Annotated in this window: 18 protein-coding genes; 8 read left to right on the top strand and 10 right to left on the bottom strand. The window is 62.4% G+C overall.

Annotated features, from left to right (window positions below; all coding sequences use genetic code 11):
- Positions 1-5: 5 nt before the first annotated feature.
- Positions 6-740 carry a response regulator gene (locus tag AC07OO_RS02970; RefSeq protein ID WP_495080562.1) on the top strand — a complete coding sequence of 245 codons (735 nt, stop codon included), beginning with the start codon at positions 6-8 and terminating at the stop codon, positions 738-740.
- Here the strand turns inward: AC07OO_RS02970 and AC07OO_RS02965 are convergent.
- The 3 genes from AC07OO_RS02965 to xopAW all read right to left on the bottom strand — a co-directional run bounded on the left by AC07OO_RS02965 (position 713) and on the right by xopAW (position 2,330).
- Positions 713-982 (bottom strand): hypothetical protein, encoded by a 270-nt coding sequence (locus tag AC07OO_RS02965; protein ID WP_495080561.1) that lies wholly within the window; start codon positions 980-982, stop codon positions 713-715. The genes AC07OO_RS02970 and AC07OO_RS02965 overlap by 28 nt on opposite strands.
- Before the next feature lie 168 nt (positions 983-1,150).
- Positions 1,151-1,513 (bottom strand): response regulator, encoded by a 363-nt coding sequence (locus AC07OO_RS02960; protein WP_495080560.1) that lies wholly within the window; start codon positions 1,511-1,513, stop codon positions 1,151-1,153.
- Between the two features lie 91 nt (positions 1,514-1,604).
- On the bottom strand, positions 1,605-2,330 hold the full coding sequence (xopAW, locus tag AC07OO_RS02955) for a XopAW family type III secretion system calcium-binding effector (protein ID WP_495080559.1): 726 nt from the start codon (positions 2,328-2,330) through the stop codon (positions 1,605-1,607).
- A gap of 224 nt (positions 2,331-2,554) precedes the next feature.
- Here xopAW and AC07OO_RS02950 point away from each other — a divergent pair, with 224 nt between their 5' ends.
- Together AC07OO_RS02950 and AC07OO_RS02945 are read left to right on the top strand one after the other, a co-directional pair.
- On the top strand, positions 2,555-3,304 hold the full coding sequence (locus tag AC07OO_RS02950) for a response regulator (protein WP_495080558.1): 750 nt from the start codon (positions 2,555-2,557) through the stop codon (positions 3,302-3,304).
- Positions 3,292-4,335: an ATP-binding protein gene (locus AC07OO_RS02945; RefSeq protein WP_495080557.1), complete on the top strand. Its 1,044-nt coding sequence runs from the start codon at positions 3,292-3,294 to the stop codon at positions 4,333-4,335. The genes AC07OO_RS02950 and AC07OO_RS02945 overlap by 13 nt, the downstream gene beginning before the upstream one ends.
- A gap of 18 nt (positions 4,336-4,353) precedes the next feature.
- Here the strand turns inward: AC07OO_RS02945 and AC07OO_RS02940 are convergent, their stop codons facing one another.
- Complete coding sequence (locus tag AC07OO_RS02940) at positions 4,354-4,923, bottom strand: Spy/CpxP family protein refolding chaperone (RefSeq protein ID WP_495080556.1); 570 nt, start codon at positions 4,921-4,923, stop codon at positions 4,354-4,356.
- A 118-nt stretch (positions 4,924-5,041) separates the two neighbouring features.
- The gene (locus tag AC07OO_RS02935; RefSeq protein ID WP_495080555.1) at positions 5,042-5,293 is read right to left on the bottom strand and encodes a DUF1653 domain-containing protein; all 252 of its coding nucleotides are present in this window, start codon (positions 5,291-5,293) and stop codon (positions 5,042-5,044) included.
- Between the two features lie 16 nt (positions 5,294-5,309).
- On the opposite strand from AC07OO_RS02935, the gene AC07OO_RS02930 reads away from it, so the two are divergent.
- The gene (locus AC07OO_RS02930; protein ID WP_495080554.1) at positions 5,310-6,581 is read left to right on the top strand and encodes an RsmB/NOP family class I SAM-dependent RNA methyltransferase; all 1,272 of its coding nucleotides are present in this window, start codon (positions 5,310-5,312) and stop codon (positions 6,579-6,581) included.
- A 100-nt stretch (positions 6,582-6,681) separates the two neighbouring features.
- Positions 6,682-7,896 (top strand): DesA family fatty acid desaturase, encoded by a 1,215-nt coding sequence (locus AC07OO_RS02925; protein WP_495080553.1) that lies wholly within the window; start codon positions 6,682-6,684, stop codon positions 7,894-7,896.
- 261 nt (positions 7,897-8,157) lie between these two features.
- On the opposite strand, the gene rpmG is transcribed toward AC07OO_RS02925, so the two are convergent.
- The 3 genes from rpmG to trxB form a co-directional block, all read right to left on the bottom strand.
- A complete protein-coding gene (gene rpmG / locus AC07OO_RS02920; protein WP_313869141.1) occupies positions 8,158-8,328 on the bottom strand; it encodes a 50S ribosomal protein L33 in 171 nt (56 codons plus the stop codon).
- An 11-nt stretch (positions 8,329-8,339) separates the two neighbouring features.
- Positions 8,340-8,573 carry a 50S ribosomal protein L28 gene (gene rpmB / locus AC07OO_RS02915; protein ID WP_087496789.1) on the bottom strand — a complete coding sequence of 78 codons (234 nt, stop codon included), beginning with the start codon at positions 8,571-8,573 and terminating at the stop codon, positions 8,340-8,342.
- Between the two features lie 228 nt (positions 8,574-8,801).
- Complete coding sequence (gene trxB / locus AC07OO_RS02910) at positions 8,802-9,752, bottom strand: thioredoxin-disulfide reductase (RefSeq protein WP_495080552.1); 951 nt, start codon at positions 9,750-9,752, stop codon at positions 8,802-8,804.
- Between the two features lie 125 nt (positions 9,753-9,877).
- Between trxB and AC07OO_RS02905 the strand changes: the two genes are divergently transcribed.
- The 3 genes from AC07OO_RS02905 to lolA all read left to right on the top strand — a co-directional run bounded on the left by AC07OO_RS02905 (position 9,878) and on the right by lolA (position 13,614).
- A complete protein-coding gene (locus tag AC07OO_RS02905) occupies positions 9,878-10,552 on the top strand; it encodes a Crp/Fnr family transcriptional regulator (protein ID WP_495080551.1) in 675 nt (224 codons plus the stop codon).
- Positions 10,553-10,637: 85 nt separating this feature from the next.
- Positions 10,638-12,956, top strand: a complete 2,319-nt coding sequence (locus tag AC07OO_RS02900) for a DNA translocase FtsK (RefSeq protein WP_495080550.1) — start codon at positions 10,638-10,640, stop codon at positions 12,954-12,956.
- Positions 12,957-12,975: 19 nt separating this feature from the next.
- Positions 12,976-13,614, top strand: a complete 639-nt coding sequence (gene lolA, locus AC07OO_RS02895) for an outer membrane lipoprotein periplasmic chaperone LolA (protein ID WP_495080549.1) — start codon at positions 12,976-12,978, stop codon at positions 13,612-13,614.
- Positions 13,615-13,641: 27 nt separating this feature from the next.
- Here lolA and AC07OO_RS02890 read toward each other — a convergent pair whose 3' ends face one another.
- Positions 13,642-15,924, bottom strand: coding sequence for an ATP-binding protein (locus AC07OO_RS02890; protein WP_495080548.1), 2,283 nt, complete (start codon positions 15,922-15,924; stop codon positions 13,642-13,644).
- Positions 15,921-17,645 carry an ABC transporter substrate-binding protein gene (locus AC07OO_RS02885; protein ID WP_495080547.1) on the bottom strand — a complete coding sequence of 575 codons (1,725 nt, stop codon included), beginning with the start codon at positions 17,643-17,645 and terminating at the stop codon, positions 15,921-15,923. The genes AC07OO_RS02890 and AC07OO_RS02885 overlap by 4 nt, the downstream gene beginning before the upstream one ends.
- Positions 17,646-17,682 lie beyond the last annotated feature (37 nt).

Raw genomic sequence — 17,682 nt, 5'->3', positions numbered from 1 at the left:
AGCCCATGAATCCAGACATTCCCTATCTGCTGGTCGTAGAGGACGAGCCCACACAGCGCCAGATCCTGACCGAGTACCTCTCGCGCCAAGGTCTGCGGGTGGCCGCCGTGCCCGATGGCCGGTTGATGCGTGAAGCCTTGGTGGCGGAAATGCCGCAGTTGCTGCTGTTGGACGTGGGCCTGCCCGGCGAAGATGGTTTTGCGCTGGCCCGCTGGTTGCGGGAGCGCCACCCGGGTCTGGGCATCATCATGGTCACCAGCGCGTCAGACCAAGTGGACCGCATCGTCGGGCTGGAAACCGGTGCCGATGATTACGTCACCAAACCCTATGACCCGCGTGAGCTGCTGGCCCGTATCAAGAGCGTGCTGCGGCGCACCCAGGCCATTGCCGCCCAACGGGCTGCCCCAGCCGCCGCGGCCAATGAGGTGCCGCCCATACCGCTGGGGCGATGTAGTTTTGACCGGGGCCGCCGTGTGCTGCTGACGCCCGACGGCTTGCATGAGCAATTAACTGCAACGGAATTCGACCTGCTGGACCTGTTCTGCCAGCACCCCAACCGCCCGCTGACCCGTGAGTGGTTGTTGGAAACCACCAGCCAGCGGGACTACGATGGCAGCGACCGCAGCATTGACCTGCGTGTGACGCGGCTGCGACGCAAGATCGAGATAGATGCCGATAAGCCACAAACACTGCGCACCGTGCGGGGTGTGGGCTATATGCTGGTCTTGGAAAGACCCTGAAACTGCGACTGGTTGGACGCCGTCTCGATGCACTGCATCAGCGTTGCGGCCGGAATATTGGCCCTGGGGTCCACCAGGGTGCGGCGGTCGCCTGACTCGGCCGCCCTCCAGACCTCGCCAAACATGTCCACAATTTCGACGCGGGTGAAATAGCGGGCAATTTCTATGCATTCCGACAAGATGTTGGATGCAAACACGTGGTCTCCCCCTCCTACGGGGACTACAAAAAAAGCACTGCTCATATTCTTGGGCTCTGTGTGTGTGTGAAAAGTCTGGTTGGTTTTTTTGCCCCGGCTTCTGCTCAGCGCGCACTACACACACCGCTATCGGCTGGGGTGTGGGAAGTATGCGGACCCTGCGTATCACCCCCGTGTCATGCGGGCGGTGCTTTGTATCGTTTGTATCGCGGCTCAGCCGCGGAGCCGGTGCAATGTATCGAGCAGCCGTTCGCGGGTGAATGGCTTGGTCAGGCAGGCATCGGCTTGGGCGATGGCCTGGTCGGCCGCCGGGTCAGTGTCGGCCACATTGGTCAGCAGCACAAACTTCAGCGTATGCAAGGCTGGCTGAGCACGCAGGGCGGCCAGGAGTTCGTAGCCATTGAGGTGGGGCATGCGCACGTCGGAGACCACGATATCGGGCGCCCCCGCGTTCACTTGCTCCAGCGCGTCGCGGCCGTCGCACGCCATGGCCACATCAAAACCCTCTAGCGTGAGCAGGGTGGCAACGAGTTGGCGGATGCTGGGTTCGTCATCGACGATCAAGACGCGGGTCATGCCCGGATTGTGCCCTGCGTGCCGCTGCCTGACGGCTGCCAGGCACCAAGCACCAAACGCTTGGCAGCGGCGGGGCTTGGTGGGCCACCGTTCAGGCGACGGCGCTCAGGGAACTGCTGCTGGCCGCCTGCGACAGGCCCCCGGCCACCTGGTCGTACAGCATTTGGGCCAGCTTATGGATGTCAAAACCGGTCGCCGTCTGGCTGGCCGTAGTGCTGTTGCTGCCCGCCTGCGTCACCATGTCGGATAGCTTTTTGCTGAAGTCGTCCGACTCGGTCTGGCTGATCTGGCCGTCACCATCGGTGTCAATCGCCTTGAACAGGGCTTGCACCGCGTCAGTCTTGCTGGCGCCAGCCAGTCGCTCGGCTTCGGACACGGTGCCATCCTGGTTGGTGTCCAGCGGGTCGTAGGAGGTGCTGGAGCTTGCGCCCGCCGTACTTGCGCCACCATCCGCACCTGGCGGTGGGCCCTCGCAGCCACCGGGGCCACCGGGCCCGCCCTGGTGGGCCTGCGCGAAGTCCACCGTGGACGGCGGCGGGGGCATGATGCTCTTCATGCCCTTGCCCAGCTCGTCAGACGACAGCTTGCCGTCTCCATCGCTGTCCATGGAGGCAAACACCTTGGCCGTGTCACCGAAGCTGGCGCCGATCTTCTGGCTGACCTTGTCGAGCATGGCGCCCAACTCGGCCTGGTCCACGCTGCCGTCGCCATTGCTGTCGACCTTGGCGAACATCTTGGCCTGGTGGTTGTGGGTGCGTTGGGTGGAGGCGCTGGCCCAGGCATTGCCCGAGCCACTGACCCCGCTGATGGTGCTCATAGTCGTTCCTTTCTGTGCATGTTTCAAAGGTAGAAGGGTTGTCTGCCACCCAAAGACCGCGGCAAAAGGTGACGCTTGCATTGTTGAAAACGCCGGTTAAGCAGGCATGTCTACTTTGTACCGAGCCTGGTACACAGAGGTGCTGAAGCCTGCGATGTGCGGGTGAAAAGCGGTTCAGTTCGTCCCTTTAAAAGTCGAGACCCCTACCTACACTCAAAGGCACCATGAGCAGCGCCAGCGCCCAGACCCAGTTACTGATCGTCGACGACGATGTGGATATCACCAATCTGCTGCGGGACTACCTGGCCCGCTTTGGCTTCGCAGTGCACACTGCCGGTGACGGCGAGGCCATGCGGCGTCAGTTGGGTTTGCATCCCATTGAGCTGGTGGTCATGGACGTGATGCTGCCCGGCGTGCACGGCCTGGCACTGGCGCGCGAGGTGCGCCAGCGGTCGGGCATCCCCGTCATCATGCTGACAGCGCGCTCCGAGCCGTATGACCGCGTCATCGGGTTGGAGAACGGTGCCGACGACTATGTCAGCAAACCCTTTGAGCCGCGCGAGCTGGTGGCCCGCATCCAGACGGTGTTGCGCCGCGTGGCCGGTGCCCATGAGGGTGCGCCGGTCAGCCCGCGCAACGATGTCATCTGCTTTGATGGTTGGGAGCTGCACCGCGAGGCGCGCAGTTTGCAGTCGCCTGATGGCGTGGTCGTGCCGCTGTCCAATGCCGAATTTCGGCTGCTCTGTACCTTTTTGCAGACGCCGCGGCGCCTGTTCAGCCGCGACCAGTTGGTGGAGCAGGCGCGGGGGCGCTCTATGGATGCGTTTGAGCGCAGCATCGACCTGCTGGTCTCGCGCCTGCGCCAAAAGCTGGCGCGTGCAGACGATGCCACCAGCATGATCAAGACCGTGCGGGGTGCCGGTTACATGTTCAATGTGCAATCGGTACAGGGGCGTACGGCATGGCGCGCCTGATACCGCGCACCCTGTTTGGTCGCCTGGCCCTGTTGCTACTAGTGGCCGTCATGGCCAGCCATGCGCTGGTGCTGACGATGATGTTTGAGTTGATGGGCGCCCCACCGGGGCACGGTCCGGGGCCGGGCTTTGCAGGCCCACCGCCCGGTGGACCACCGCCGCATATGCAGCTGGGCTTGTGGCTGGACATCGGTGTTCGCCTGATGGCCCTGATGCTGACCGCGTGGATCGGGGCACGCTGGTTGTCGCAGCCGGTGCTGCGCCTGGCCCAAGCCGCGAGCGCCCTGGGGCGCGACATCCGCCGTGCGCCGTTGGTGGAGGAGGGCTCGGACGAATGCCGCGCGGCGACCCGCGTCTTCAACCAGATGCAGGCACAAATCTGCCGCCAACTGGATGAGCGCGACCGTTTCGTGGCTGCCGTGTCGCACGATCTGCGCACACCACTGACCCGCTTGGCGCTGCGCACCGAGTCCCTTGTGGACACCGAACAGCGCCAACAGTTCGCCCGCGACATTGCCGAGATGAACACCATGATCTGCGCCACGCTGGACTATCTGCGTGGCGCGGCCGAACCCGAACCCTGCGTGCTGCTGGATGTGGAGTCCGCGCTGCACAGTTGGGTAGACGATTACCAGGATACGGGGCATGCGGTGTGCTTTGAGCCCGCGCCAGCAACGGGCGCAACTTGCGCGCCGCTGCGCACCCAGGCATCGGCGCTAAAGCGCTGCATCAGCAACCTGGTGGACAACGCACTGCGCTACGGAGGGAGCGCCAGTGTGCGCTGTACTGATATGCCCGACCAGGTATGTATCGAGGTCAGCGACCCGGGGCCCGGCATTGCCGAAGCAGAGCTGGACCGGGTGCTGCAGCCGTTTTACCGCGTGGAGGGTTCACGTAACCGCAGCAGTGGCGGCGTGGGCCTGGGGCTGTCGATTGCGCACGACATTGCACAGCGGTTGCGGGGCCGTTTGAGTTTGCGCAATGGAGTGGCGGGTGGCTTGGTGGTCAGTGTTACTTTGCCGCGCGCCTGACACGTCTCAGCTCTTCGCTTAGCCCTTCAGCAACGGCGTGACAAAGCTGGCCATGCGCAGGTCGGCCAGCGCCTTTTGCTCGGGCTGTAGGGTCAGGTACAGCGCACGGCCGGTTGATTCGATGTCTTCCAGAGCGGTCAGGCGATTGCGTGCCGTGTCTACGGCATTGGCAATCGGCTTGATGCCGCCAGTGGAAGCCGCGCTGGCTGAGACTGCGCTGGCATTGCGGCCGCGTTGGCGTTCCATGTCGGCTTGCAGGGCCAGTATGCGGTCGGAGAAGGTCTGCCAGGCGGCGGTTTGCTCCGGCGTCAAATGCAGATCGACCTGCAGCGTGCCCAAGTGGTATTCCAGTTGTTCGCGGCTCATGGGGGTTTGTGGGCCGCCCATCGCACCCGGAGGGCCCTTGGCGGCATCTGCCTTATCGCCGTTGTCGCAGCCCTTGGGGCGCTCGCCCGAACCGTGGCGGCCACCACCGCCCATACCACCGCCACCCATACCGCCACCGCTGAACTGGGCGTAGACGTCAGGCACCAGCAGCGCGGACGATAAAGCGAGGCAGATGGCGAGTGCGGAGGTATAGGGTTTCATGCTGGATGGCAAAGCGCGAGTGGGTAAGGTGCCCACTATCGCCATCTGGCATGTCGAGCAGGTATACGCCCTGTAAACCTGCGGTAAAACGGTCTGCGTGCCCTGGCTTCGCCGGGGTCTAGGGCTGGGTGTCGTCAGGCACCTTGGCAAAGCGGGGTTGCCGAACGCCGGCGATGACCACTTCTTCCTGGAACATGGCGGCTGGGCGCACCCATAGGCCGCGCTCGCCGTATAGCGCCCGGTACAGCGTCAGCGGCTCCAGCGTTTCACTGTGGCGCACGGTGTCCACGACCTCGTACAAATTACCCTTGTAGTGGCGGTACAGCCCGGGCGAGGTCACGATCAACGGGGGGAGCTTTTCACCTGTCATGGGACAATCCTATCCTATGCATCCAAAAGCTCTCCTAGACGCCTGCGCCGAACTGGTCCGGCTGACTCTCAAATTCGACCATCCCGCGGACGCCATCGTGTCGCGCTTCTTCCGCGACAACCGGGGCCTGGGGCCGCGTGAACGGGCCACGATGGCTGAGACCGTGTACACCGTGCTGCGCAAGAAGCTGCTGTTTGACCACCTGGCACCCTCGGGCAGCGGCCCCAAGGAACGTCGCCTCGCCATTCTGGGTTTTTATGGCCCTGGCGACTTCCTGCGCAGTGCGCTGACCGAGCAGGAAACCAAGTGGCTGGACCAATGTGAAAAAGTCAGCCCCCAAGATTTAATGGAGCGCCACCGCCACAACCTGCCGGAGTGGTTGGTCGAGCCGTTGAAGGCCCAATTGGGCGATGAATTCTGGCCACTGGCCGAGAGCCTGAACCAGGGCGCTGGCCTGGACCTGCGTGTCAACACGTTCAAGGCCAAGCGTGCCGATGTGCAAAAAGAGCTGACCAAGGCCGGCATCAAGACCGTCAATACCCCGTTTTCGCCTTGGGGCCTGCGCATCGCCGGTAAACCCGCGCTGAACAAGAACGAGGCCTTTGTGCGCGGCGAGTTCGAGGTGCAAGACGAAGGCTCGCAGCTGTTGTCCTTGCTGCTGGACGCCAAGCGGGGCGAAATGGTGGTTGACTTCTGCGCCGGTGCTGGCGGCAAGACGCTGGCCATTGGCGCAGCCATGCGCAGCACCGGGCGCCTGTATGCGTTCGACACCTCGGCGCACCGTCTGGATGCCTTCAAGTCACGCCTCAAGCGAAGCGGCCTGTCCAACGTGCATCCTGCGGCCATTGCCCACGAGCGGGACGACCGCGTCAAACGCCTGACCGGCAAGATGGACCGCGTGCTGGTGGACGCGCCCTGTACCGGCATGGGCACGCTGCGCCGCAATCCCGATCTGAAGTGGCGCCAAAACCTGCAGGCCGTGGAAGAGATGGCGGTCAAGCAGGCCGCTATCCTGCAAAGCGCGGCGCGCATGCTCAAGTCGGGTGGCCGCCTAGTGTACGCCACTTGCAGCATCCTGCCGCAGGAAAATGAAGCCATCGCCGATGCCTTTTCAGCCGCCAACCCCGATTTCGTATCCCTGTCGGCTGGCGAGGTCTTGGCCGAGCTGAAGGTGGAAAACGCTGCCACGCTGTGCAGCGGTGGTGAGCAGGGGCAGTTGTATCTGCGCCTATGGCCCCACCGGCACGCAACCGACGGTTTCTTTGCTGCGGTGTGGCAGAAAAAATAAGCCGATAAATGGGGCGCCGTCCCCTAAAATTGGGGGCATTACCGGGTCTGCTCCGGCCACTCCATAAGAACTATTTCTCGTTGTACAAAGAGACCCGACTATGTTGTTACCCGATTGGGCTGTGTTGAATTCCGCCATCGACTGGCTTGCCTATGGCATTTGGGATTTGCACTGGTGGCAGATCGTGTTGTTCACGCTGGCGCTGACCCATGTCACGATGATCAGCGTGACCATTTTTCTACACCGCCACCAGGCGCACCGCGCCTTGGATCTGCACCCCATCGCGTCGCATTTTTTCCGCTTTTGGCTGTGGTTGACCACAGGCCAGGTGACCAAGGAATGGGCGGCCATCCACCGTAAGCACCATGCCAAATGCGAACAGCCGGAAGACCCGCACAGCCCCCACGTCTATGGCATCAAGACCGTGCTGTTGCAAGGCTACGAGCTGTACCGGGCCGAGGCTGGCAACAAGGATACTTTGTCCCGCTATGGCCACGGCACGCCCAATGACTGGATGGAACGCCGTGTGTATTCCGGCCTGTCCTGGCTGGGCCTGGTCTTGATGGCCGCTATCGACATCGGTTTGTTCGGTGCCGTTGGCCTGGTGGTGTGGGCGGTGCAAATGGCGTGGACGCCCGTCATGGCCGCCGGCATCATCAATGGTGCGGCCCACTACTGGGGCTACCGCAATTTCGAGGCACCGGATGCCAGCAACAACATTTCTCCCTGGGGCATCTTGATCGCCGGCGAAGAGTTGCACAACAACCACCATACCTACCCCACATCGGCCAAGCTGTCGGTCAAACCCTATGAGTTTGACATCGGCTGGGCCTACATCCGCATGCTGCAGCGCATGGGCCTGGCCCGCGTCAAGAAGACTCCACCCAAGGCTGCCTTTGGTGCTATCCGCCCTGTGGCTGACGAGAACACGCTGGAAGCCCTGATCGCCAACCGTTACGAGCTGATGGCAGGCTATGCCAAGGGCATGCGCAAGGCCGCCCGCGCTGAACTCGAGGCCATGCGTGCCCGCAGTGCCGATGTGGCCGTCATCAAGGCCGCCAAGCGCTGGATGCACCGCGATGTGGAGAAGGTCCCGGCTTCGGCGGTGTCCGAGCTGGCCAAGGCCCGCGCCGCGTCCCCGATGCTGGACAAGATGGTCACTATGCGTGAAGAGTTGCGCCAGATGTGGTTGAACACGTCGGTGTCGCGCGAGCAATTGGCTACTGAACTGCAGGCCTGGTGCCAGCGTGCGGAAGAGAGCGGGATTGCGGCGCTGCGAGAGTTTTCGATGAAGCTGCGTATGGCTCGGGCTTGAATTGAGATCAGTCTTTGCCGTTACGAAAGCCCGCTTATCGCGGGCTTTTTTGTGCCTGCTCCAGATTGATCGGGCTATGGATTTTGCTCCGTGTCCCCCGCCCTTCGGGCTCCTCCTTTACCTACGCAAAACCCATAGCCTGACCAATCTTGCGGCATGCCTAAGCCCGGCCTGATGCGTCGCGAGAGAAGCGACTGCTAAAAATGATGGACGCAAAAAAGCCCGCACTGGGCGGGCCTTTTTGTACAAAGAGAGCCTGAATTACTTCAGCTTGATTTCTTTGTAGTCCACATGCTTGCGAGCAACGGGATCAAATTTCTTGATCAGCATCTTCTCGGGCATGGTTTTCTTGTTCTTGTCGGTCGTGTAGAAGTGACCGGTGCCGGCTGTGGATTCCAGCTTGATTTTTTCGCGTCCGCCTTTGGCTGCCATGGTGGTTCTCCTTAAGCTTGGCCACGTGCGCGCAGGTCTGCGAGCACAGAATCAATACCGTTCTTGTCGATCAAACGCAGACCGGCGTTGGAAATGCGCAGACGCACCCAGCGGTTTTCGCTCTCGACCCAGAAACGGCGGTATTGCAGGTTCGGCAGGAACCGGCGCTTGGTTTTGTTGTTGGCGTGGGAAACATTGTTTCCGACCATGGGGCCTTTGCCCGTAACTTCACATACGCGTGCCATGAGGACACTCCGATACAGTAAAACGGCTATCACTGGCGATCAAACTGCCTGGAAATCCAGCCGGTCCGATCTCGCTCTAGCCTCACCTCGCCAATGAAAAAGGGTGGCGGTAACCCCCCGCCAATCGCTTCTTCAAACGCTTGGCGGTGATTGCTATCAAACCCTGACCCTCACGGGCAGAATTCAGCAAAGCCTCGGATTATAACCAATTCCGCCAAAGATGCCAATTCAGTCCTGTTCAAGGAAGCGTTGGGCGTCCAAGGCCGCCATGCAACCCGTGCCAGCGCTGGTAATGGCCTGGCGGTAGACATGGTCCTGCACGTCGCCTGCGGCAAACACACCGGGGATGGACGTCTGCGTGGCAAAGCCCTTCAAGCCGCCTTGGGTGATGATGTAGCCGCCCGCCATTTCCAACTGGCCCTGGAAGATGTCGGTATTCGGCGAGTGGCCGATGGCGATGAAGCAACCGGTGAGCTTGATGTCTTCGGTGCTGTCGTCCTTGGTGCTGCGCACGCGGATGCCGGTCACGCCGGATGCATCGCCCAGCACTTCGTCCAGCGTCTTGAAAGTCTTCAGCTCAATCTTGCCGGCCGCAACCTTTTCCATCAGCTTGTCCACCAGGATGGGCTCGGCCTTGAACTTGTCGCGGCGGTGCACCAGGTAGACCTTGCTGGCGATATTGGACAAATACAGCGCCTCTTCCACGGCGGTATTGCCACCGCCGACCACGCAGCAGACCTGGTCGCGGTAGAAGAAGCCATCGCAGGTGGCGCAGCCGGAGACGCCGCGGCCCATGAACGCGGTTTCACTGGGCAGGCCGAGGTACTTGGCCGATGCGCCAGTGGCGATGATCAGCGAATCGCAGGTGTAAGTACCGCTATCGCCGGTCAGCGTGAACGGGCGCTTGGCCAGATCGACGGAACTGATGTGGTCGAACACGATTTCGGTCTTGAAGCGCTCGGCGTGCTCCAGAAAGCGCTGCATCAGCTCGGGGCCTTGCACGCCGTGCACATCCGCCGGCCAGTTGTCGACCTCGGTGGTGGTCATCAACTGGCCGCCCTGGGCCATGCCGGTGACCAGCACCGGGTTGAGGTTGGCGCGTGCGGCGTAGACGGCAGCCGTATAGCCGGCAGGGCCTGAGCCCAGGATCAGGACCTTGGCGTGTTTGGGAGCGGACATGGAGTGGATAACCTTTTGTTGCGGGAATCGAGAGCGGGGCCGTGTACATTTCGGGGCAATGCAGGCCTTTTCAATGCAACCCGGATTGTAAGAAGTGCTGGCGCGACTGTCCCGGAGCGATTTTGATGACAATGCTCAGTAACCTGGATTTGATACGCAGGGTGTCCCTGTTCACCATGCTCACGCCCGAACAGGCCGAGGCACTGGCGGCCACCGTGTCGAAGAAGCGCTTCAAGCGCGGAGAGATCTTGGTCGAACAGGGCAGGAAGAGCGACGCTTTGTTCATTGTGCTGACCGGCCGTACCCGCGTGCTGATGACGGACAGCAAGGGCCGCGAGGTGATTCTGGCCACGCTCAAATCCGGCGACTATGTGGGCGAAATGAGCCTGATCGACAACGAACCCCATTCGGCCACTGTTGTGGCAGACCAGCAGGTCGATGTGCTGGTGCTGGGCCGCGACAGCTTCTTGCGCTGCCTGGGTGAAAACATGGAAATGGCGCACAGCGTCATGCGGGTGCTGGTGCAGCGCCTGCGCAAGGCCAGCGAAAACATCAGCTCCCTGGCCCTGGTGGGCGTCTATGGACGCGTGGCCAAGGTGTTGCTGGAGTCTGCCTCGCCCGACGCCGGTGGCGCCCTGTTGATACGGGAGAAAGTGTCGCGCCAGGATCTGGCCAAGATGGTCGGCGCCTCGCGTGAAATGGTCAGCCGTGTCATGAAAGACTTCGAAGAGCAGGGATTTATCGAGCTTCTGGACTCCGGCATGGTGCGTGTTATCGAGCGGCGCTCACACCCGCGTTGAGGGGCGCAGTCGTCGGCTGGGCGGCTTGCTGCGTTAGAAAAGGGGGCTTGCGTGCGTTAAGCTTGGCCCGACGGCCCGTTTTGACATGACTTATTCCCTGCACACCCTTCACTCTTCCTCTACCACCACTGCCAGCCCCCCCGCGCCCACCGGCATGGGTCGCTTCGCGAACGAAATTGCGCTGATCGGCGGTTTTGTCGTCATGGTGCTGTGGCTGGTCGCCTTGTTGAGCTATTCCCCACAGGACGCCGCCTGGTCTACCTCGGGCGCTGGCCTGCCGATTGCAAACCGCGTGGGGCGTCTGGGTGCCTGGGTGGCCGATGTCAGCTATTTCATGCTGGGCTTTTCGGCCTGGTGGTGCGTGGCGGTGGGTGTGCGCCTATGGCTGGCCCTGTTGGCCAACCGCCTGCGCGGCGATACCGCCAGCCATGCGATTCCCCGCAAGTGGGTGTTCTGGCTGGGCCTGGCTTTGCTGCTGTACGCCAGCACCTCGCTGGAATGGGCACGGCTCTACAGCCTGGAGTCCCGCTTACCCGACCACAGCGGCGGCGCATTGGGCTATCTCTTGGGCCCGCTCAGTGTGAAATGGCTGGGCTTTGCCGGCTCCGGCCTGGTGTCGATTGCGCTGGGCGTTATCGGTGCGGCACTGGTATTCGGTTTTTCGTGGATGCATGTGGCTGAGCGCATTGGCGCCTGGGTGGATTCGTTGGTGCAGTCGCGCAAACAGGAGCGCGAACGCGCCGAGGACCGCGTGCTGGGCCAGCAGGCCATGCGTGAGCGTGAAGAAATCTTGTTGGAAGAGCGCGAAGAAACAGTGGAGCACCACCCGCAGCCCATGGTCATCGTGGAGCCGGTCATCATGGAGCCGCCGCGCAGCGAACGTGTGGCCAAAGAGCGGCAAAAACCCCTGTTCACCGAGATGCCCGACAGCAAGCTGCCGCAGGTGGATTTGCTGGACGGTGCCTTGCTGCGCCAGGAGACCGTAGCCCCCGAGACGCTGGAGATGACCAGCCGCATGATCGAAAAGAAGTTGAAGGACTTTGGCGTGGAGGTGCGCGTGGTACTGGCCCAGCCCGGCCCAGTCATCACCCGCTACGAGATCGAACCCGCGACGGGCGTCAAAGGCTCGCAGATCGTGGGTCTGGCCAAGGACTTGGCACGCAGCCTCAGCCTGGTTTCCATCCGCGTGGTCGAGACCATTCCCGGCAAGAATTACATGGCGCTGGAACTGCCTAACGCCAAGCGCCAATCGATTCGACTGTCCGAAATTTTGGGCTCGCAGGTCTATAACGACAGCAAGTCCATGCTGACCATGGGCCTGGGCAAGGACATCGTCGGCAACCCCATCGTCGCCGACCTGGCCAAGATGCCCCATGTGCTGGTGGCGGGTACCACCGGTTCGGGCAAGTCGGTGGGTATCAACGCGATGATCCTGTCGCTGTTGTACAAGGCCGAGGCGCGCGATGTACGCCTGCTGATGATAGACCCCAAGATGCTGGAAATGTCAGTCTACGAAGGCATACCGCACCTGATCGCCCCTGTGGTCACCGACATGAAGCAGGCCGCCCATGGCCTGACTTGGTGCGTGGCCGAGATGGAGCGGCGCTACAAGCTGATGAGCAAGATGGGCGTGCGCAACCTGGCCGGCTACAACCACAAGATGGACGAAGCCAAGGCCCGCGGCGAGTTCATCTACAACCCCTTCAGCCTGACGCCCGAAACACCCGAGCCGCTGGACCGCCTGCCGCACATCGTCGTCGTCATCGACGAGTTGGCCGACCTGATGATGGTGGTCGGCAAGAAGATCGAAGAGCTGATCGCCCGCCTGGCGCAAAAGGCGCGCGCCGCCGGCATCCACCTGATACTGGCCACGCAACGCCCCAGCGTGGACGTGATCACCGGCCTGATCAAGGCCAACATCCCGACCCGCATCGCCTTCTCGGTGGGCTCCAAGATCGACAGCCGCACCATCCTGGACCAGATGGGCGCCGAAGCCCTGCTGGGCATGGGCGACATGCTGTACATGGCCAGCGGCACGGGCTTCCCGGTGCGCGTGCACGGTGCCTTTGTCAGTGACGAAGAGGTGCACCGCGTGGTCGAATACCTGAAGAGCCAGGGCGAACCCAACTACATCGAGGGCGTGCTCGAAGGCGGCACGGTCGATGGCGAAGACGGCGCTGGTGCCGACGGTGGTCCCAGCGGCGAGAAAGACCCCATGTACGACCAGGCGGTCGAGGTGGTGCTGAAGAACCGCAAGGCCAGCATTTCGCTGGTGCAGCGCCACCTGAAGATCGGCTACAACCGCGCCGCCCGCCTGGTGGAAGACATGGAAAAGGCCGGCCTGGTGAGCAGCATGAGCACCAGTGGCCAGCGCGACATCCTGGTGCCGGCGCGTGCCGAGTGATGACAACAAAGATCGTGCAATGAATAAATTCCTGATTGCTACTGTTTTAATAGCTGCACACGCAGCATCCGCGAGGGCTACAGGCCTTGAAAGCTTGGAGGCCTTCGTCAAGACGGTCAAAACCGGGCACGCCGACTTCACCCAGGTGGTCACAGTGCCGGCCAAGGAAGGCCAGGCCGCGCGCTCCAAGACCTCCAGCGGCGTGTTCGAGTTTGCCCGCCCCGGGCGTTTCCGCTTTGTCTACAAGAAGCCGTTTGAGCAAACCATCGTCGCCGACGGCCAGACCCTGTGGCTGTACGACGTGGACCTGAACCAGGTGACCGCCCGCGCGCAGACCCAGGCCCTGGGCTCTACGCCGGCCGCGCTGATCGCGTCGGCGGCCGACCTCAAGGCCTTGCAGGCCGACTTTGCACTCAAGGCCGACGCCGACAGCGAAAACCTGGAATGGGTGTTGGCCACACCCAAGGGCAAGGACACCGCCTTGCAAAACGTGCGTGTGGGTTTCAGCAAGGCTGGTGAACTGGCCGTGCTGGAAATCGTCGACAGCTTTGGTCAGAAGTCCAGTCTGCGCTTCAACACCTTCAAAGCGAATGCGGCGCTGGAGCCCGCGGCCTTCCAGTTCAAACCACCTGCGGGCGCGGACGTCATCCGCCAATAGCCTGCTGCACCGCGCAATGCAGGTGCCTCAGCTTCCGAAATAGGGGTTGTGCGGCGCTTCGGCATGGCTGGCCGTTTGCGGCGCACACCGTGGCATGCGTACGGTAATCAAGGTACCCGCATCGGGGCTGGAGGCGACGTCGATGCCGCCGCCCAAGACCTCGTGCACGATGTTGTAGACGATATTCATGCCCAGGCCAGAGCCACCCTGGCCGAGCTTGGTCGTGAAGAAGGGGTCGAACACCCGGTTGCGCGTATCTTCGGTCATACCCACGCCATCGTCGCTGAATTGCAGCTCCACCTGATCGGTGCCCAGGGCGACGGCACGCACATGCATTTGCCCACGCTCCCGGCCCTCAAAACCATGCTGCAAGGCGTTGCTGACGAAGTTGGTGATCAACTGTCCCAGTGCACCGGGGAAGCTGTCCATTTCCACCGTGTCCGGCAGGGCCAGCGTCAGAGTGAAGGGCGTGCTCTTGTACATGGGTTCCAGCGTCAGGCAGACCTCGCGCAGCGTGGTCTGCAGGTCGAAGCGGCGGCGCTGGTCGCTGGACTGGTCCACCGCTACCCGCTTGAAGCTGCCAATCAGTTCGCTGGCCCGGTGCAGAGCGCGCATCAGGATGTCGGTGCCGCGCTTGGCGTTGTCCATGAATGCGGTGAGCGTAGAGCGGCGCAGCTCGCCCTTGTCGAAGGCGTCGGCCAGATCGTGCACCTGGTGCTGCAGCGTGCTGCCCACGGTCACGCTGTTTCCAATGGGTGTGTTGAGTTCATGGGCCACCCCGGCCACCAGCGAGCCCAGTGCCGCCAGCTTTTCGGAGCGCACCAGTTCGGTCTGCATGGCCCGCACCGACTCCAGTGCCACGCTGAGTTCCTGGTTGGCAATCTCCAGCTTTTCGGTGCGTGCCTGCACGCGCAGTTCCAACTCCAGGTTCATCTGGCGGATCTCGCGCTCGGCCTCGCGCTGGCGGGTGACATCCATCAGTGTGAACAGAATGAGTTTCTCCTCGCCCACGGCAAAGGTGCGACCCGACATCAGCATCGTGATGTGGTGCCCGTCGCGGTGCCGGTGCACCACCTCAAAGCGGTCGACGATGCCATTAGGCACCAGCGCGGCCACCAGGTGTTCCCGCTGTGACGGGTCTACCCAAATGCTCAGATCGCGGGCGCTGCGGCCAATCACGTCCTGCAACTGGTAGCCATACTGCTGCAGCCAGGCATCGTTGGCCTCGACAAAATGCCCATCCAGATTGCGTACCAGCGTGTGGGGCACGGGCGACTGGCGGAACAGGCCAAAGAACTTGGCCTCGCTCTCACGCAGCGAGAACTGGGTACGCTGCAGCCGGCCGATGTAGATGCGCAGCGTGAAGGTCAGCGCTGCCACCAGCGCGATGCTGAACACCGCCAGCGCCAAGCGCTCATAGGTGCGCCGCTCCCACGAGGCCAGCACATTGGCATAGTCCCGCGCGTAGACCATGGTGACGGGAAAGCCCGCCAGCTTGCGAAAGGTGTAGAGCTTGGGGCCGTCGTCGTCGTCCAGGAAAGTCTCATCGTCGAACGAGCCTTCCACCGTATTGCCGCGCAGCGTGGCCAGCAGCGGCGCGTCGGTCACATCACGGTCCACGTACCGCGCCTCAAACGGCGACCGCGCCAGTATGAAACCCTCGTCGGACAGCAGCGTGACGCTGGCATTGTTCTCCTTGGCCACCCGCGCATACAGCGTGCCGAAGTAGTTCAGACGGATATCGACGCTGACCACGCCCACCGCCTGGTCGCTCTGGTTGTACAGCGTGCGGGCTACGGGGATGACCCATTGGCTGTCGTATGCGCTGGCATAGGGGTGGCCGACTACGGCGCCGTGGTGGCCGGGGTTCTTCAGCAGGTATTGGATGTGGCTGCGCTGGGATGCTTCGGTTGCGTGCGTGGGGTAGTCCGGCGAACTGATCCAGCTCATGCCCTGGGGCGTGACGTATTGCACGGCTTTGAGGTGGCGGCTGTGCCCAATGTCGTGGCTGGCGACGATGCTGCGTATCAGCTCCGGGCTCTCGTGCCGGTCGCCACCACGCACGGCCCGGCTTACGCGGTCCAGTGCATGCACGGCGTCTTGCAGCGTCTGGCTGGCGTGTTCCTCCAGCAGGCGCACGGCCACCAGGCCGTTATTCGTTTCCGAGGCCAGCGTTTGCTGTTTGTCCTGCGCGATGGCCCACCAGGTCTGGCCGGCAATGGTCAGCGTGGTGACCAGCGCAAACAGCAGCAGGGCCATGCGCGTGCGCGACAACGCACGCGTGGAGTGGTCTTGCAGCGCTGTGCTCATTGCACACGGCCCTCTTTCCAGGCTTGCAGCAGATGCTCATACGCAATGGTCTCGCCCTGGGGCTTTTCATTGGCCAGTTGCTGCCAGGGCGCGCCCTTGTTGGATAGGCGTTTGCTGGCGTCACGCCGGGCATTGAGCTTGGGCGTGCAATGCTGCATGCCGGTGCTTTGCAAATCCGCCAGCACCTGGTCCATGGCCAGGGCCAGGCTGTCCATCGCGGCCTGCGGGGTTTTCTCGCCGTTGATGGCGGTGGCCACATTGGTCCACCACAGTCGGGCCATGCGCGGGTAGTCGGGCACATTGGTGCCAGTGGGTGTCCAGGCCACGCGGGCCGGGCTGCGGTAGAACTCGATCAGCCCGCCATAGCGGCCGGCATTGCGCGTGAAGTAGTCGTGCTTGATGTCGGACTCGCGGATAAAGGTCAGCCCCACGATGGACTTGCGCAGCGACACCGTCTTGGACGTCACAAACTGCGCATACAGCCAGGCCGCAGTCATGCGGGGCAGGGGTGTGGATTTCAGAAAGGTCCACGAACCCACGTCCTGGTAGCCATTTTGCATGCCCGTTTTCCAATACGGGCCGTGGGGCGAGGGCGCCATGCGCCACTTGGGACTGCCATCCTTGTTGACGGCGGCAATGCCGGGTTCGGTTAATGGGGCCGTGAAGGCGGTGTACCAAAAAATTTGTTGTGCAATCTGCCCCTGCGCGGGAACCGGCCCGGCGTCGCTGAAGGTCATGTTCAGGGCCTCGGGCGGTGCGTACTGCTTGAGCCATTGCACATACTTGGTCAACGCGAACACAGCGGCCGGCGAGTTGGTGGCACCGCCGCGCTCTACCGATGCACCTACCGGCGTGCACTGGTCGGTGGCCACGCGTATGCCCCATTCGTCTACTGGCAGGCCATTGGGTATGCCCTTGTCGGCGGCACCTGCCATCGATAACCAGGCATCGGTAAAACGCCAGCCCAGGGATGGGTCGCGCTTGCCGTAGTCCATGTGGCCGAACACCTTTTTACCGTCCAGCACTTTGACGTCGTTGCTGAAGAAATTGGCAATGTCTTCGTAGGCCGACCAGTTCAGTGGCACGCCCAGTTCGTAGCCATACTTGGTGCGAAAGGCGTCCTTCAAATCCTTGCGGGCAAACCAGTCGGCGCGAAACCAATACAGATTGGCAAACTGCTGGTCGGGCAGTTGGTAGATCTTGCCGTCCGGCGCCGTGGTGAAAGAGGTGCCGATGAAGTCCGCCAGATCTAGCCCCGGGTTGGTGAAGTCTTTACCCGCCCCATGCATGAAGTCAGACAGGGGCACGACCGAGCCATAGCGGTAGTGGGTGCCGATCAGGTCCGAATCCGATATCCAGCCGTCGTATTCGGATTGGCCGCTCTTGATGGCAGCATACAGTTTGTCTACCAAGTCGCCTTCGGGGATGGTGTCGTGCTGCACGGCGATGCCGGTGATCTCTTCAAAGGCTTTGGTCAGCGTGCGCGATTCGTACTCGTGCGTGTCGATCTTTTCAGACACCACATGGATGGAGGTGGTGCCCTGGCGCTTGAGTCGGTCGGCCGCCTGCATGAACCACTGCAGCTCTTGCTGCTGCTGTTCGCGCGTCAGTGTGGAGGGCTTGAATTCCTGGTCCAACCAGCGCGTGGCGGCAGCGCTGTCGGCCCGGCACGCCAGCGGCGCCAGCAGCGTCAGGTAAGCTATCCAACGAGAAATGCGCATGTCGTGCAATGCCTATGAGGGGTTCACTAGTCTGTTG

Source organism: Rhodoferax sp. GW821-FHT07G04, assembly GCF_059418585.1.
The sequence above is the reverse complement of the archived record's forward strand: the minus strand, read 5'-3'. Positions and strand labels throughout refer to the sequence as shown.

Excerpts from the sequence above, each read along its gene's own strand:
- AC07OO_RS02930 (WP_495080554.1), top strand. The coding sequence starts at position 5,310 with ATGCATCCAAAAGCTCTCCTAGACGCCTGCGCCGAACTGGTCCGGCTG.
- AC07OO_RS02970 (WP_495080562.1), top strand. The coding sequence starts at position 6 with ATGAATCCAGACATTCCCTATCTGCTGGTCGTAGAGGACGAGCCCACA.
- AC07OO_RS02965 (WP_495080561.1), bottom strand. The coding sequence starts at position 982 with ATGAGCAGTGCTTTTTTTGTAGTCCCCGTAGGAGGGGGAGACCACGTG.
- AC07OO_RS02950 (WP_495080558.1), top strand. The coding sequence starts at position 2,555 with ATGAGCAGCGCCAGCGCCCAGACCCAGTTACTGATCGTCGACGACGAT.
- AC07OO_RS02905 (WP_495080551.1), top strand. The coding sequence starts at position 9,878 with ATGACAATGCTCAGTAACCTGGATTTGATACGCAGGGTGTCCCTGTTC.
- AC07OO_RS02890 (WP_495080548.1), bottom strand. The coding sequence starts at position 15,924 with ATGAGCACAGCGCTGCAAGACCACTCCACGCGTGCGTTGTCGCGCACG.
- lolA (WP_495080549.1), top strand. The coding sequence starts at position 12,976 with ATGAATAAATTCCTGATTGCTACTGTTTTAATAGCTGCACACGCAGCA.
- AC07OO_RS02935 (WP_495080555.1), bottom strand. The coding sequence starts at position 5,293 with ATGACAGGTGAAAAGCTCCCCCCGTTGATCGTGACCTCGCCCGGGCTG.
- xopAW (WP_495080559.1), bottom strand. The coding sequence starts at position 2,330 with ATGAGCACCATCAGCGGGGTCAGTGGCTCGGGCAATGCCTGGGCCAGC.
- AC07OO_RS02960 (WP_495080560.1), bottom strand. The coding sequence starts at position 1,513 with ATGACCCGCGTCTTGATCGTCGATGACGAACCCAGCATCCGCCAACTC.
- AC07OO_RS02900 (WP_495080550.1), top strand. The coding sequence starts at position 10,638 with ATGACTTATTCCCTGCACACCCTTCACTCTTCCTCTACCACCACTGCC.
- AC07OO_RS02885 (WP_495080547.1), bottom strand. The coding sequence starts at position 17,645 with ATGCGCATTTCTCGTTGGATAGCTTACCTGACGCTGCTGGCGCCGCTG.
- AC07OO_RS02945 (WP_495080557.1), top strand. The coding sequence starts at position 3,292 with ATGGCGCGCCTGATACCGCGCACCCTGTTTGGTCGCCTGGCCCTGTTG.
- trxB (WP_495080552.1), bottom strand. The coding sequence starts at position 9,752 with ATGTCCGCTCCCAAACACGCCAAGGTCCTGATCCTGGGCTCAGGCCCT.
- rpmB (WP_087496789.1), bottom strand. The coding sequence starts at position 8,573 with ATGGCACGCGTATGTGAAGTTACGGGCAAAGGCCCCATGGTCGGAAAC.
- rpmG (WP_313869141.1), bottom strand. The coding sequence starts at position 8,328 with ATGGCAGCCAAAGGCGGACGCGAAAAAATCAAGCTGGAATCCACAGCC.
- AC07OO_RS02940 (WP_495080556.1), bottom strand. The coding sequence starts at position 4,923 with ATGAAACCCTATACCTCCGCACTCGCCATCTGCCTCGCTTTATCGTCC.
- AC07OO_RS02925 (WP_495080553.1), top strand. The coding sequence starts at position 6,682 with ATGTTGTTACCCGATTGGGCTGTGTTGAATTCCGCCATCGACTGGCTT.